The organism is Actinomadura coerulea, from assembly GCF_014208105.1.
Taxonomy (GTDB): Bacteria; Actinomycetota; Actinomycetes; order Streptosporangiales; family Streptosporangiaceae; genus Spirillospora; species Spirillospora coerulea.
This window is the reverse complement of record NZ_JACHMQ010000001.1, coordinates 477973-491837: the sequence shown is the minus strand read 5'-3', so window position 1 is coordinate 491837 and position 13865 is coordinate 477973. Positions and strand designations below refer to the sequence as shown.

Here is a 13865-nt window from a genome sequence, read left to right as displayed (position 1 = left end):
CCCGCGGTCAGCCCTCGGCGACCAGGCGCGCCGCGACCCGGTCGAGGACCGCGAGGTCCTCGGCCGGGAGGTCGTAGAGCGACGGCGGCGGGGTGTCCAGGATCCGCTCGGCCTCGGCCGCGGCGGCCCGCCCCGCCGCCGTCACGGTCACGATCTTGGATCGGCGGTCGGCGGGGTTCTCGGTCCGCTCGACCAGGCCCCGCCCGACGAGGTCGTCCACCACGAGGGTGACGTAGGGGCGGTCGGTGAGCAGCTTCTCGGCGAGGTCGCGCAGCGTCACCGGGGTGCTCGCCGCGGCGACGTACCGCAGCGCCTTGACCCGGAAGAAGCTCATGCCGAGCGCGTCGGTGACCTCCCGGCGCCGGTCGCCGCGCTCGTGCAGCAGCACCCGCAGGTTGTGCCACGCCCGCGCGGCGGCGTCGGCGTGCTGGACGGCGGGCTCGGTCATCGCGCACTCGCTCCCGTCACATCGCGTGCGTCCGGCGCCGCCTCGTCGCCGCCGAACAGGCCGGAGGTGCGCGCCGCGCTGCGGGCGGCCCGCCGGCCCGTGGTGGCCGTGCCCAGCACCAGCACGGCGGCGGCGCATCCGGCGAGGATCCAGTATGCCGGTCGGGCGGCCGAGACGAAGGCCGGCGCGGCGGGATGCGCCGCGGCGGTCCCGGCGGCCAGCACGGCGCCGATCACCGCGACGCCGAGCGCCTGCCCGATCTGCCGGCTGGTGGAGGCGACCGCCGCGGCGACGCCCGCCTGGGCGCGCGGCATCCCCGACACGGCGGTGTTCGTGATCGGCGAGTTGAGCATGCCGAACCCGAGACCGAACAGCACGTACGCGGCGAACAGCGTGACGTCGCGGGTCTCGGCGTCGAAGGCGGCGAACAGCAGGCCGCTGGCGAGCATCGCCGCCCCCGCGATCTGGAGCGGGAGCCGCGGGCCGCGGCTCCCGACGAGCCGTCCCGACAGCGGGGCGGACACGGCGGTCATCGCCGCCATCGGCAGCAGGAACAGCCCCGCGTGCAGCGCCGAGAGCCCGCGCACGTTCTGCAGGTAGAGGGTGTTGAGGAAGAGGAACCCGCCGAGCGCGGCGAACCCGCTGACCGCGATGACGGTCGCGCCCGAGAACGGGACACTGCGGAAGAAGCGCAGGTAGATCAGCGGTTCGGGGGCGCGCAGCGCGTGCAGGACGAAGCCGGCGAGGGACGCGGCGGCGACGATCGCGGCGCCGTAGACGGCCGGGTCGGCGGGGCCGCGGCCGGGCGCCTCGATGATCGCGTACGTCAGCGTGCCGAGCAGCAGGATCATGAACGCCTGGCCGAGCGGATCGGGGCGGCGGGGGCGCGGGGCGCGCGACTCGGGGACGAACAGCGCGGTCAGCACGAGCGCGGCGAGCCCGATCGGCACGTTCAGCCAGAAGATCGACCGCCAGCCGACCGAGTCGACCAGCAGCCCGCCGACCAGCGGGCCCATCGCCATGCTGAGCCCGACGACGGCGCCCCACACGCCGATGGCGCGGGCCCGCTCGCGCGGCCCGGTGAACACGTTCGTGATGATCGACATCGCGACCGGGTTGAGCATGGACCCGCCGACCGCCTGCACCACGCGGGCGGCGACGAGCAGGCCGAGGGACGGCGCGAGGCTGCACAGCACCGACCCGGCCGAGAACAGCGCGAGCCCCGTCTGGAACACGCGCCGCCGCCCGATCCGGTCGGCGGTCGAGCCGGACAGCAGCAGCAGGGACGCCAGGACGATCAGGTACGCGTCGATGGTCCACTGCAGGCCCGACAGCGAGCTGTGGAAGTCGCGCTGCAGCGACGGGAGCGCGACGTTGAGGATCGTGTTGTCCAGGCTGACGATGAGCAGACTCAGACAGCAGATGGCCAGCACGCCCAGCCGGCGTCGGGAACTGAGTTCGGGCACGCCGCCTCCAATCGTTATACCCCTACAACCATTAGAAGGCTACAACGATTCCAGGCTCTGTCGACTTGCGGCGTGTTGCCCTTATCAGCGCTCTCATAAGGGCAACACGCCGCAAGTCAACGGAGGGAGGCGGTGCGGGGTCGGGCTGCTGGGACGACCAGGGGGGTGCCTGTTTCCGGGCAGTCGATCACTCGGCATGGCAGCCGGAAGACCTGCTCTACCAGGTCGGCGGTGACCACGTCGGACGGGTCGCCCTCCGCCGCGATCCGGCCGTCCCGCATCGCGATCATGTGGGTGGCGTAGCGGGCGGCGTGATTGAGGTCGTGCAGGACGGCGACGACCGTCCGGCCCTCCTCGTGCAGCCGCGCGCACAGGTCGAGCACCTCGATCTGGTGCGCGATGTCGAGGTAGGTCGTCGGCTCGTCCAGCAGCAGCAGCGGCGTCTGCTGGGCGAGCACCATGGCGATCCAGACCCGCTGCCGCTGCCCGCCCGAGAGCTCGTCCACATGCCGGTCGGCGAGGTCCCCGACGCCCGTCGCGGCCATCGACTCGGCGACGACCCGCTCGTCCTCCCGGGACCACTGCCGCAGCAGGCTCTGGTGGGGATACCGGCCGCGCGAGACGAGGTCGGCGACCGTGATGCCCTCCGGCGCGATCGACGACTGCGGCAGCAGCCCGAGCGTGCGCGCCAGCTTCTTGGCGGGCCAGTCGGCGATGGGGCGGCCGTCCAGCACGACCGTCCCGGCGGAGGGTTTGAGGATCCGCGCCAGCGCGCGCAGCAGCGTCGACTTGCCGCACGCGTTCGGCCCCACGATCACCGTGAACGAGCCCTCCGGCACCGCCACGTCGAGGTCCTCGGCGATGGTGCGCTTGTCGTAGGCCAGGGTGAGCCCGGCGCCGGCGAGCCGCGCGGTCGCGTCCTTCATCACATCCGTCCCGTCTTGCGTTCGGTCACGAGGAGCCAGACCAGGTACCCGCCGCCGAGCAGCCCGGTCACCACGCCGACCGGGAGCTGGTGGCCGGGGAAGCCGCGCTGCGCCGCCCAGTCGGCGGCCGCCATCAGCGCGGCGCCCATGCACGCCGCCGGCAGCAGGTTGGGGCCGGCCGTCCGGGTGAGGCGGCGGGCGAGCTGCGGCGCGGTCAGCGCGACGAACGACACCGGCCCGGCCGCCGCCGCGGCGAGCGCGGTCAGCAGTACTGCCGCGGCCAGCAGCAGCACCCGGACCCGCTCGATGGGGACGCCGAGTCCGTGCGCGGCGTCGTCGCCCATCTCCAGCATCCGCAGCGCCCGGCCGCAGCCGGCGACGACGAGCGGGCCGAGCACGGCGAGCGCCGCGATGACGGGCGCGGCGTCCGACCAGTCGCGGCCGTCCAGGCTGCCGGTCAGCCACAGCACGGCGCGGGCCGCGTCGGTGATCTCCGCCTGGGTGATCAGGTAGCCGTTGACGCCGGTGAGGATCGCGGCGACGCCGATGCCGACGAGGATGAGCCGCTGCCCGTGCGCGCCGTGCCGTCCCGCCACCAGGTACACGGCCAGGCCGGTGAGCAGGCCGCCGCCGGCCGCGCCGGCCGCGACCGCGGCGCTGCCGGCGCCGGTCAGCACGATCACGGCGAGGACGCCGGTCGCGGCGCCCTGGCTGAAGCCGAGGATGTCGGGGCTGCCGAGCGGGTTGCGGACCAGCGACTGGAAGATCGCGCCCGCCAGCCCGAGCGCCGCGCCGACCGCGAGGCCGGCCGCCACCCGCGGCAGCCGGATCTCGTTCACGATGAGCGAGTCGGCGGGCGACCCCTGCCCGGCCAGCGTCCGCACGACGTCGCCGGGGCTCATCGGGAAGTCGCCGCTGCCGATGAGGAGCACGCCCGTCCCGAGCGCGACGGCGAGGCAGAGCGCCGCGACGACGAGAGCGCGCGGCCGGAACCGGAACGACGCCGCGGGCGTCCGGACTACCGCGAAACGCGGCCCCCTGCTCATGCGCGGGACCTCCCGGACCGTCGGACGAAGTAGAGGAAGACCGGCCCGCCCGCGACGACCATCACCACGCCGACCTGGAGTTCGGACGGGCGCACCACGACGCGCCCGAAGACGTCCGCCACGAGCATCAGTGCGGGTGAGAGGACCGCGCAGAACGGGATCAGCCGGCGCAGGTCGGGGCCGGTCAGGGCGCTGACGAGGTGCGGCACCATCAGCCCGACGAAGAGGATGGGCCCGCACGCCGCCGTCGCCGCGCCGCACAGCAGCGTGACGGTGACGATCGCGGCGATCCGGACGCGCCCGGGGTCGGCGCCGAGCCCGCGGGCCGCGTCCTCCCCCATCGCCATCGCGTTGAGCGGGCGCGCCAGCAGCAGCGCCGCCACCAGCCCGGCGAGGACGAACGGCGCGACGCGGACGACCGTGTAGCCCTGCGCGGAGGCGAGCGACCCGACCGTCCAGAAGCGCATCCGGTCGAGGGACGCGGTGTCGAGCAGCTGCACCGCGCTCACGTAGGAGAAGAGTGCGGCGTTCAGCGCGGACCCGGCGAGGGCGAGCCGGGCCGGGGTGGCGGCGCGCCCGCCGCCGACCGCGTAGAGCAGCATCGCGACGGCGCCCGCGCCGGCGAACGCGAACCACACGAACCCGGTGAACGAGGTGACGCCGAGGAAGGAGATGGCCGACACGACCGCGGCGGCGGCGCCCGCGTTGATGCCGAGGAGGCCGGGGTCGGCGAGCGGGTTGCGGGTGAGCGACTGCATCACCGCGCCGCCGAGGCCGAGCGCCGTCCCGGCGAGGAGGCCGAGGATCGTGCGCGGCAGGCGCATCTCGCGGACGAGCGTGTACGCGGCCGAATCGGCGTGGAAAAGCCCGTCCCACACCTGTCCGGGCGACAGCGGCTTCGCGCCGATCCCGAGGCTGAGCACGACGGCGGCGAGGAGGAGAACGAGCGCGCCGACGAGTCCGGCCACCCACCGCGCGCCCGGCGGCCGCGGGACTTCCGCCGGCTCCGCGGGCGGTGTGACCGGCGGCGACTTGGTCGTCAACACGTGGCGGGCTCCGGGGGGGACGGCCGGGGACCACCGTGACGGTCCCCACTCTGGACAAGATCTTAGGTTAGGTTAACCTAAGCTCCCATCGGCCGACCATCCGGCCATGCAACTTGATTTGGGAGAACGTCGGAGATGTCGAACATCGGGGCTCAGCACCTCACCCGCCGCGGCCTGCTCGGCGCGGGCGGCGCCCTCGCCCTCGGGGCGCTCATCAGCGCGTGCGGAGGCGGTGACGACGCGAGCGGAACGGCCTCACCGGGCGGCGGCGCCTGGACGTTCACCGACGACCGCGGCACCCGGGTGCGGCTCAAGGCGCGCCCGCAGCGGGTCGTCGGCTACGTCGGCACCGCCGCCGCCCTCTACGACTTCGGCGTGGACCGGCAGATCGTCGGCGTGTTCGGCCCGACGAAGCTCAAGGACGGCAAGCCCGACCCGCAGGCCGGGAACCTGCCCGTCGACCGGCTGGAGATCATCGGAAACGCCTACGGCGAGTTCAACATCGAGAAGTACGCCGCGCTGCGCCCCGACCTGCTCGTCGACAACATGTTCCTGCCGGGCGACCTGTTCTACGTCCCGGCCGAGAGCAAGGACAAGATCTTCGCGCTGGCGGAGTCGGTCGCCATCTCCGCGGGCGCCGTCGCGCTGCCGAAGCCCATCGAGCGGACCGCCGCGCTCGCCGCCGCGCTCGGCGCCGACCTGAAGTCGGCGAAGGTCACGGCTGCCAAGGCCAGGTTCGACAAGGCGGCGGAGGCGCTGCGCGCGGCGGCCAAGGCCAAGCCGGGCCTGAAGGTGCTGGCGGCGTCCGCGAGCCCCGACCTCTTCTACGCCTCCAGCCCGGGCAAGAACACCGACCTCATCTACTTCAAGGAGCTCGGCGTCGACCTGATCGTGCCGGAGAAGGTGAGCAAGGAGGGCTACTTCGAGAACCTGAGCTGGGAGAACGCCGACAAGTACCGGGCCGACGTCATCATGCTCGACTCCCGCACGCAGGCGCTCCAGCCCAAGGACCTCGGCTCCAAGCCGTCCTGGAAGGACCTGCCCGCGGTGAAGGCGAACCAGGTCATCGCGTGGCAGCCCGAGCCCCGCTTCTCCTACGAGGGCTGCGCGCCGATCCTCGAAGCGCTCGCCGCGTCCATCCGGTCGGCGAAGAAGACGGGCTGAGGCGGCGATGGCGAGGACCCCGGCGCACCCGTACGCGTTCTTCGACCTGCGCGTCCTGCGGTCCGAGCGGCTCGGACCGTCCATGGCCCGCGTCACCTTCGGCGGCGAGTCCGTGGACGGCTTCGTCACCGCCGGGCGCGACCAGCGCTTCAAGATCTTCCTCCCGCACCCGCACCAGGACGCCCCGGTGATGCCGCGCGACAGCGACGGCGACACCTGGTTCGCCGACTGGCGGGCGCTGGACCCGGCCGTGCGCGGCATCATGCGGTCCTACACCGTCCGCGGCAGGCGCCCCGGCGAGCTGGACGTCGACTTCGCGCTGCACATGGACGGAGCGTCCGGCCCGGCCGCCCGCTGGGCCGCGGCGGCGGCCCCGGGCGACCGCGTCACCGTCCTCGGCCCGACCGGCCCCGACAACGGCGGCTACGACTTCCGGCCGCCGCCCGGCGCCCCGGTCGTCATGGCGGGCGACCTCACCGCGCTGCCCGCCATCGCCGGGAACCTCGCCTGGCTGCCCGCCGGGACGCCCGCGCAGGTCTGGATCGACGTCCCGGAGCCCGGCGACCGGCAGGACCTGCCGACCGCGTCCGCCGCGCAGGTCTCCTGGGTCTCCCCCGGCGGCCTGCTGGACGCCGTGCGCGCGGCGACCATCCCGGACGGCGCCTACGCGTGGATCGCGGGCGAGTCCGCCGCGGTCAAGGCGCTGCGGCGGCACCTGGTGAACGAGCGCGGCCTGGACCGCCGCGCCGTCACCTTCACCGGCTACTGGCGGCGCGGCGCCACCGAGGAGGACCTGCTCGCCGAGGTCGTCGCCGGCGGCAGCCCCGCCACCGAGGAGTGAGCGCGGTCAGGGGCCGCGGTCGGTCTCGTCGATGGTGAGGGCGGTCCGGTCGAGGACGCCGGCGCGGTAGGCGGCGGCGCCGATCGTCTGGGCGGCGACGGGCGCGGTGATCAGCTGGAAGACCGCGACCAGCAGCAGCGGGGCGGCGGCCGCGACGGAGCCCGCCTGCGGGGCGGCGCCCGCGAGGACGAGCACCAGCCCGATCGTCTGCGGCTTGGTCGCGGCGTGCAGCCGGGTGAGCAGGTCGGGGAAGCGCAGCACGCCGAGCGCGCCCACCGCGCAGAACGCGGCGCCCGCGGGGAGCAGGACGGCGGTGACGACGTCGCCGGCGGTCACGGGCGCTCCTCCCGCTGCGCCGCGAGGCGGGCGGCGGTGACCGACCCGACGAACCCCAGCAGCACGACGGCCACCAGGATCGTCGACAGCGCGGGCTCGCCCCAGACGGCCGAGTGCACCGCGATGCCGCTGACCAGAAGGACCGCCAGGACGTCCACGGCCATGATCCGGTCGAAGGAGGTCGGGCCGCGCACGAGCCGCGCGGTCGTCATCAGGATCGCCGCGCCCAGCAGGACCATGGTGACGGTGTAGACGACGGTCATCCCTGTTCCTCTCCCTTCGCCGTGTCCTCGGGTGCCACGAGGGCCCGCATCAGCCTGCGCTCCGTCCGCAGGACGCCGTCGCGCATGACGTCGGCCTCCCCGCGGTCGCGCACCGGCATGCCGTGGATGCGCAGGATCGACCGGTCCCAGTCGAGGTCGACGAGCAGGGTGCCGGGACGCAGGGAGATGCTCGTCGTGACCGCGAGCAGGACGAGCTCCGACCGCGTCCGGGCGCTCACCTCGATGACGGCGCCCCTGACCCGGCGCGGGGCGCGCAGCGCGTGCCAGCCGATGACCACGCTCGACGCCAGCAGGTCCCAGGCGAGTTCGGCGGCGGCCTCGGCGAGGCGCAGCGGACGGATCCTGGTGAGGAGCGGGACGGCGGGCAGCCGGCTCACCGTGTAGGCGGCGACCACGGCGACGACGCCGCCGGCGACGATGAGGGCGTCGACCCGTCCCCACAGCAGCACCCAGACCGCGAGCAGCCACGCCGCCATGCCCAGCCTCGCGCCGATCCCGCGCACCGCGCTCCTCACGGCGCCCTCCCGTCCAGCACGGCCCGCCGGTAGGCCGACGGATCCACCAGGTCGGCCGCGGCGCGCGCGCTCCAGGACGACAGCGGCCCGGCGAACACGGCGATGAGGAGGCCGCCGGCGACCATCACGGCGGTCACGGCCTGCATGACCCGCACCCCGCCCCGCGTGTAGGGCTCGGCGGCGGGCGGTTCGCCCGCCTCCTCCGGTCGGGGGCGCCAGAACCCGAGCGCCCAGATCCGCGCCATCGCCATGAGCGTGAGCAGGCTCGCGAGCACCGCGACGCCCGTGACGGCGTACGCCAGCGGCCTCCCCGACCCGAGGCCCGCCTGGAACAGGGCGAGCTTCGCGACGAACCCGGACGTCGGCGGCACCCCGCTCACGCTCATCGCGGGGACGAAGAACAGCACGGCGATGAGGGCCGACAGCCGGGCGAGGCCGCCGAGCCGGTGCAGCGACGTCTCCCCCGTGCGGGCCTGGATCAGGTCGCTGACCAGGAACAGCGTCGCCTGCACGACGATGTGGTGGACGAGGTAGAGGATCGCCCCGGTGAGCCCGGCGACGCTGAACAGCGCGAGGCCGAAGAGCATGTAGCCGATGTGGCCGACGAGGGTGAACGAGAACACCCGGTGGATGTCGTCGTTCGCCAGCGCGCCGAGGGTGCCCACGACCATCGTCCCGGCGGCGAGGACGAGCATCACCCGCGACCCGTGCTCGCGGGGGAACGCCAGCGTCTCGACGCGGATGAGCGCGTACACCGCGGCCTTCGTCAGCAGCGCGGCGAACACGGCGGTGACCTTGGTGAGGGCGGCGGGGTAGGCGTCGGGCAGCCACAGGTGCATCGGCACGATCGCGCCCTTGATCCCGAACACCACGAGGAACAGCAGCCCGAGCGCCGTGCGGGTGCCCGCCGGGAGCGCCGGGACGCGCTCGGACAGGTCGGCGAGGTTCACCGTCCCGGCCGCCGCGTAGGTCAGGCCGAGCGCGGTGAGGAACATGATCGAGGAGGTGAGGCTGACGACCGTGTAGGTCATGCTCGCCCGGAGGCGCTCGGCCGTCGGCTGGAGGGTCATGAGCACGTAGCTCGACGCGAGCATCACCTCGAACGCGACGAACAGGTTGAACAGGTCGCCGGCGAGGAACACCAGGCCGACGCCGCCGGTCAGCGCCAGGTAGGCGGGATGGAACACCCCCGGCTCGCTCCGGCGGTCCAGCGCGCCCGCGCCCTCCGCCACCGCGTGCAGCATGATCGCCAGCAGCACGGTGCTGGACACCACGAGCAGCAGCGCCGACAGCCGGTCGGCGACGAGCGTGATCCCGAGGGGGGCGGCCCATCCCCCGGCCTGGACGGCGACGACCCCGTTCCGGGCCACCGCGACCAGCACCGCCACGGAGGCCGCCACGGCCCCCGCCCCGACGAGCGGGGCGAGGACCCGCAGCCAGAACCGGCGGCGCCGGCTGATCATCGCGAGCGCCGCGCCCAGCAGCGGCAGCGCGAACGGCAGGGGGAGCAGGACGTTCACTCGTCCTCCTCCAGCGGGTCGTGCCGCTCCGGCGGGGCGTCCCACGCCCCGCGGCGGCGCTCGGCGCAGATCCGGCGGTCCTCGACGTCGTCCTGCACCTCGTCCTCGCCGAGCAGCCGCCGGCTCCGGTAGGCCAGCGCCAGCAGGAACGCCGTGACGCCGAACGTGATAACGATGGCGGTGAGCGCCATGGCCTGCGGCAGCGGGTCGGCCATCGCCCGCTTCGATCCCCCGCCGAGCAGCGGCGGCGCCCCCGCCGCCCCGCCCGCCAGCAGCAGGACGAGGTTGGCCCCGTGCCCGAGCAGCATGAACCCGACCACGACGCGGATCAGGGACCGCTGCATCAGCAGGTCGAACCCGGCCGCGAACAGCACGGCGACGGTCAGCACGAGGACCAGCGCCGGCCCGGTCATGCAGCCTCCTCCTCGTCCGGTTCGTCCTCCAGGCTCGCCCCGAGCGTGGTGAGGATCGTCAGCACCAGCCCGAGGACCACCAGATACACCCCGATGTCGAAGAACAGGCTGGTCGGCACGTCCACCTCGCCCAGGACGGGCGGCGACCCGTGCCAGACCTCCCCCTGGAGGAACTCCCCGTGCGGGAACCCGCCGGCCGTCCAGCCGGCCGCGCCCGTGGCGACCGCGAGCCCGAGGCCGCCGCCGATCAGGACGCTCGGCCGCATCGGCAGCGCGGACGCCAGCTCCCGGCGGCCGCCCGGCAGGTAGCGCAGCACGAACGCCATGCCCGCCACGAGACCGCCCACGAACCCGCCTCCCGGGGCGCCGTGCCCCGCGACGAGCAGGTAGAGGGAGAACACCAGGATCGTCGGGCCGAGAAGCCGCGCCGCCGCCTCCAGCACCACCGAGGATCCGCCCAGCGGCGGCCGCCCCCGCGTCGCCAGCCAGCGGCTCCCCGCCTCCCCCGGCCCGCGCTCGCCGCCGGACGGGCTCGGCAGCCGCCGCCCGCTGGTCACCAGCCCGACGACGCCCATCGCCGCGACGCCCAGCACCGTGATCTCGCCGAGCGTGTCGAGCGCCCGCATCTCGACGAGGATCGCGTTCACGACGTTCTTGGCCCCCTCCTCCTTCGCGAGACCCGCGTACCCGCTCCCGACCGGCCGGGTGTCCCGGCTCAGCGCCGCCACCACGAGGAACAGCGCGACGAACCCGCCCAGGCACACGCTGACCGCCCCGACGGCCGCCCTGGCCGGCCCCGTGCGGCGCCGCGGCGGGTACCGGACGGGCAGCCGCCGCAGCACCAGCACCAGCATGATCAGCGACAGGGTCTCCACGACGAAGAGCGTCAGCGCGAGATCGGGACCGCCCTGCACCACGAACAGCCCGCCCACCCCGTAGCCCGTCCCGGCGAGCAGCAGCGCGGCCGTCAGCCTCCGGCGCGCCCGCACCGCCGCGAGCGCGCAGCCGATCACGACCACCGCGAGGACGACCTGCGCCGGGTCGTCCCACGCCCGCAGCCGGTCCACCGGGATGGCAGGTCCCGTCCCGCGGACCAGCGCCGCCGCCAGCGCCGACCCGGGCACCACCAGCGCCATCGTCCCGATCACACCGAGGTAGAAGGGCAGCGAACCGATCTGCACGCGCGCGGTGACCTCGTGCGCCCCGGCGAGGATCCCCTCGACCGTCCCGTCGTAGCCGCGCTGCGCGTCCAGGAACCGCCACCGCGCCCGCCTGACGGGGAACGTCCGTCCGAACAGGACGAACACCACGGCACCCAGGGCGAGCGCGAGCACGGAAAGCCAAAGCGCCAATCCCAGGCCGTGCCACAACGCGAGCTTGTACTCGCCGTCTCCCGGCAGCGTGTCCGCGTAGGGCCCGGCGAGTTTCTGCATCACACCGGGAGCAACCCCCAGAGCGAACCCGGACACGGCAAGGACGACGACAGGCCCCACCAAGCCCCAGTGGCCCCCGGGCGTGACGTCCGCCTGGCCGCCGAACGCCCCGACCAAGAACCGCACGCCATAGGCCACGGTCAGCGCGGTCCCCGCCACGACCCCGGCAAGGACCGCGATGTCCATCCCGCCATGAGCGAACGCCTCCATGGCGGCCTCCTTCGCCACGAACCCCAGGAAGGGCGGCAGCCCGATCATCGATGCCGTGGCCGCCGCCGCCGCGACCGCCAGCACCGGAAGCCTCCGCCACGCCCCCGAGAGCCGATCGGCACGGCGCGTCCCCGTCTCGTGCTCGACCGTCCCGACCGTGAGGAACAGCGGCGCCTTGAACAGGCCGTGGGCCAGCAGCAGCGCGGTGCCCGCCAACGCCGCCGTCCGCGTCCCGTTTCCCAGCAGGACCATCAGCAGTCCGAGCTGGCTCACCGTCCCGTACGCGAGCAGCCGCTTCAGGTCATGCTGGCGCAGCGCGAGGACCCCGCCCGTCAGCAGGCTCAGCAACCCGGCCCCCACCACCAGCGGACGCCACACCCCGGCGTCGCCGAACGCGGGAGCCAGCCGCGCCACCAGGTAGACCCCCGCCTTCACCATGGCCGCGGCGTGCAGATAGGCACTGACCGGAGTAGGCGCCACCATCGCGGCGGGAAGCCACGCGTGCAGCGGCACCTGGGCCGACTTGGCGAACGCCCCGAGCAGCACCAGCACGACCCCGGCCGTCGCCGTCGCGCCGCCCGGCGGATCGGCCACCATCGCCGAGATCCGGTACGTCCCGGCGGTCTGCCCGAGCAGCACGAACCCGGCGAGCATGACCAGCCCGAAGGCGGTCGTCGTCAGCAGCGCCTGTGCCGCCGCCCGCCGGTCCTCGGCACGCTCCGGCCGGGTCGCGCCGATGAGCACGAACGAGCTGACCGTTGTCAGCTCCCAGAACACGTACAGGACGAGCAGGTTGTCGGCCAGCACCAGGCCCGTCATCGCCCCGGCGAACGCGACGAGCGTCCCGATCATCAGCCTCTCGGGACGTTCGAAGTACCAGCCCGCGTAGCACAGGACGACGGCCCCCACCCCGCCGATGAGCAGCAGCATCACGATGGACAGCGCGTCCAGGCGGAAGTCGAGCACCAGCCCCAGATCCGGCGCCCAGTCCAGCCGCGCCGTGACCGCGCCCCGCCCGACCTGCGCCGCGGCCCACCCGGCCGTCGCCGCCGGGAGCACCGCCGCGGCACACGCCATCACACGCCGGCGCCGCCCGAGCGCCCAGGGCACCGCGACCGCGACGACGGCATAAGCGAGAACCAGCGCGAGCATGCCGCCGCAGCCCCCCTCCGCCAGGCACGTCGCCTCCCACTTACCCGATCATCACCCCCGAAACGACCATCCCGCCGTATGGGCAGGGCCGCGCGGCGCTTCGACAGCGACGAGCCGGGGTGGGCGGCCGGCACTTCGCATGGCCACGCGGTGGACTGCCCAGGAATCCACTTCGTTGGGATAATCCGCGGACCCCTAGGAGGAACTCGGCATGCGGCCTCAGCGACCTGACACCTGCGCACTGAGGCCGTCGAGCATCACGCGGGTGACGGCGTCGTCCTCCTGCGCTCCAGGACGGCAGACGGCGGTGCTGAGGATCTCGACCGCCTCGGCCGGACTGAGGTCATCGCACCGACGACCCGGACGGCGTCCGCCGCGACCTGGCCGACCGCTTCGGCGTCGCGGCGGACTTCCCCGCCTACCGGGCGGTCCTGGACCGCCAGGGCCTCTCCGGCGTCCACGAGACGGTGATAGCGGGAAACGAGAAGACGATCACCCGCGAACTGGGCCGCTTCGCCGAAGCGGGCGCCACCGACCTACTGATCAGCCCCTATGGCGACACCGCCGAACTCCTGGCCCTGGCAGCCTCCCTACGCTGACCACACCACCGAATCCGAGGAGGACTGCCGGCTCTGGAGAGGTGAAATGGCGACGTGGGCCGGGTATCTCCGAGGGGGAAGGTAAATCTATCGGCGCACTGGAACGTGCTTTAAAGGCCGCAATCGGCTGACCATCTGAACAGGCCCCGAAACCGCGACCAGGAGCGAAGTCTCCACCGGAGGGTTCCGGGGGCGCCCCCGAGCAGGCGACGCCGCCAATCAAGCTCCCGCGATTGGACTCGAAGCATCTACAGTCGGGCCTCACCATGCGGCAGCATCGTTCCATCAGCTATCGAACCGTCCTCACAAGTCTGCAGGGGTCCACGCCAAGGCGCACCGGTCGTCAGGCAGTTCGTCAGGCATGCCACTTACCCACGAGGTACTCAGATAAGTTAAGAAGCACTCGACGACAGTTGCCCGCAGACATTTACACACCCCTGGCAGTTGCAAAATCGGCGAAGCCCGC

The 13865-nt window shown here is 73.7% G+C and carries 14 protein-coding genes; 3 read left to right on the top strand and 11 right to left on the bottom strand.

Annotated elements, in window-relative coordinates; translation table 11 throughout:
• Positions 1 to 7: 7 nt before the first annotated feature.
• From BKA00_RS02300 to BKA00_RS02280, 5 genes are all read right to left on the bottom strand, one after another.
• Positions 8 to 448, bottom strand: coding sequence for a MarR family winged helix-turn-helix transcriptional regulator (locus tag BKA00_RS02300; protein WP_185023351.1), 441 nt, complete (start codon positions 446 to 448; stop codon positions 8 to 10).
• Positions 445 to 1914, bottom strand: coding sequence for an MFS transporter (locus BKA00_RS02295; protein ID WP_185023350.1), 1470 nt, complete (start codon positions 1912 to 1914; stop codon positions 445 to 447). Before BKA00_RS02295 ends, BKA00_RS02300 begins: the two co-directional genes overlap by 4 nt.
• A gap of 116 nt (positions 1915 to 2030) precedes the next feature.
• Entirely contained in the window at positions 2031 to 2840 is an 810-nt protein-coding gene (locus tag BKA00_RS02290; protein WP_185023349.1) for an ABC transporter ATP-binding protein, read from the bottom strand.
• On the bottom strand, positions 2840 to 3886 hold the full coding sequence (locus BKA00_RS02285; protein ID WP_185023348.1) for a FecCD family ABC transporter permease: 1047 nt from the start codon (positions 3884 to 3886) through the stop codon (positions 2840 to 2842). Before BKA00_RS02285 ends, BKA00_RS02290 begins: the two co-directional genes overlap by 1 nt.
• Positions 3883 to 4932, bottom strand: a complete 1050-nt coding sequence (locus BKA00_RS02280) for an iron chelate uptake ABC transporter family permease subunit (protein ID WP_230298510.1) — start codon at positions 4930 to 4932, stop codon at positions 3883 to 3885. Before BKA00_RS02280 ends, BKA00_RS02285 begins: the two co-directional genes overlap by 4 nt.
• Before the next feature lie 135 nt (positions 4933 to 5067).
• Between BKA00_RS02280 and BKA00_RS02275 the strand changes: the two genes are divergently transcribed.
• Both BKA00_RS02275 and BKA00_RS02270 read left to right on the top strand, forming a co-directional pair.
• Positions 5068 to 6096, top strand: a complete 1029-nt coding sequence (locus BKA00_RS02275; RefSeq protein ID WP_185023347.1) for an ABC transporter substrate-binding protein — start codon at positions 5068 to 5070, stop codon at positions 6094 to 6096.
• A 7-nt stretch (positions 6097 to 6103) separates the two neighbouring features.
• Positions 6104 to 6937 (top strand): siderophore-interacting protein, encoded by an 834-nt coding sequence (locus BKA00_RS02270; RefSeq protein WP_185023346.1) that lies wholly within the window; start codon positions 6104 to 6106, stop codon positions 6935 to 6937.
• Positions 6938 to 6943: 6 nt separating this feature from the next.
• Here the strand turns inward: BKA00_RS02270 and mnhG are convergent, their stop codons facing one another.
• The 6 genes from mnhG to mbhE are packed head-to-tail and all read right to left on the bottom strand — an operon-like array spanning position 6944 to position 12800.
• A complete protein-coding gene (gene mnhG, locus BKA00_RS02265; RefSeq protein ID WP_185023345.1) occupies positions 6944 to 7273 on the bottom strand; it encodes a monovalent cation/H(+) antiporter subunit G in 330 nt (109 codons plus the stop codon).
• A complete protein-coding gene (locus BKA00_RS02260) occupies positions 7270 to 7536 on the bottom strand; it encodes an MrpF/PhaF family protein (protein WP_185023344.1) in 267 nt (88 codons plus the stop codon). Before BKA00_RS02260 ends, mnhG begins: the two co-directional genes overlap by 4 nt.
• Positions 7533 to 8072, bottom strand: coding sequence for a Na+/H+ antiporter subunit E (locus tag BKA00_RS02255; protein WP_185023343.1), 540 nt, complete (start codon positions 8070 to 8072; stop codon positions 7533 to 7535). Before BKA00_RS02255 ends, BKA00_RS02260 begins: the two co-directional genes overlap by 4 nt.
• Positions 8069 to 9592, bottom strand: a complete 1524-nt coding sequence (locus BKA00_RS02250; protein ID WP_185023342.1) for a Na+/H+ antiporter subunit D — start codon at positions 9590 to 9592, stop codon at positions 8069 to 8071. Before BKA00_RS02250 ends, BKA00_RS02255 begins: the two co-directional genes overlap by 4 nt.
• On the bottom strand, positions 9589 to 10005 hold the full coding sequence (locus tag BKA00_RS02245; RefSeq protein ID WP_185023341.1) for a Na(+)/H(+) antiporter subunit C: 417 nt from the start codon (positions 10003 to 10005) through the stop codon (positions 9589 to 9591). Before BKA00_RS02245 ends, BKA00_RS02250 begins: the two co-directional genes overlap by 4 nt.
• Positions 10002 to 12800 carry a hydrogen gas-evolving membrane-bound hydrogenase subunit E gene (gene mbhE, locus BKA00_RS02240; protein ID WP_185023340.1) on the bottom strand — a complete coding sequence of 933 codons (2799 nt, stop codon included), beginning with the start codon at positions 12798 to 12800 and terminating at the stop codon, positions 10002 to 10004. The genes BKA00_RS02245 and mbhE overlap by 4 nt, the downstream gene beginning before the upstream one ends.
• Before the next feature lie 467 nt (positions 12801 to 13267).
• On the opposite strand from mbhE, the gene BKA00_RS39650 reads away from it, so the two are divergent.
• On the top strand, positions 13268 to 13399 hold the full coding sequence (locus BKA00_RS39650; RefSeq protein WP_268248190.1) for a hypothetical protein: 132 nt from the start codon (positions 13268 to 13270) through the stop codon (positions 13397 to 13399).
• Positions 13400 to 13865 lie beyond the last annotated feature (466 nt).

Coding starts and splice junctions, on each gene's coding strand:
- BKA00_RS02300 (WP_185023351.1), bottom strand. CDS start 448: ATGACCGAGCCCGCCGTCCAGCACGCCGACGCCGCCGCGCGGGCGTGG.
- BKA00_RS02290 (WP_185023349.1), bottom strand. CDS start 2,840: ATGAAGGACGCGACCGCGCGGCTCGCCGGCGCCGGGCTCACCCTGGCC.
- BKA00_RS02285 (WP_185023348.1), bottom strand. CDS start 3,886: ATGAGCAGGGGGCCGCGTTTCGCGGTAGTCCGGACGCCCGCGGCGTCG.
- BKA00_RS02275 (WP_185023347.1), top strand. CDS start 5,068: ATGTCGAACATCGGGGCTCAGCACCTCACCCGCCGCGGCCTGCTCGGC.
- BKA00_RS02270 (WP_185023346.1), top strand. CDS start 6,104: ATGGCGAGGACCCCGGCGCACCCGTACGCGTTCTTCGACCTGCGCGTC.
- BKA00_RS02260 (WP_185023344.1), bottom strand. CDS start 7,536: ATGACCGTCGTCTACACCGTCACCATGGTCCTGCTGGGCGCGGCGATC.
- BKA00_RS02245 (WP_185023341.1), bottom strand. CDS start 10,005: ATGACCGGGCCGGCGCTGGTCCTCGTGCTGACCGTCGCCGTGCTGTTC.
- mbhE (WP_185023340.1), bottom strand. CDS start 12,800: ATGCTCGCGCTGGTTCTCGCTTATGCCGTCGTCGCGGTCGCGGTGCCC.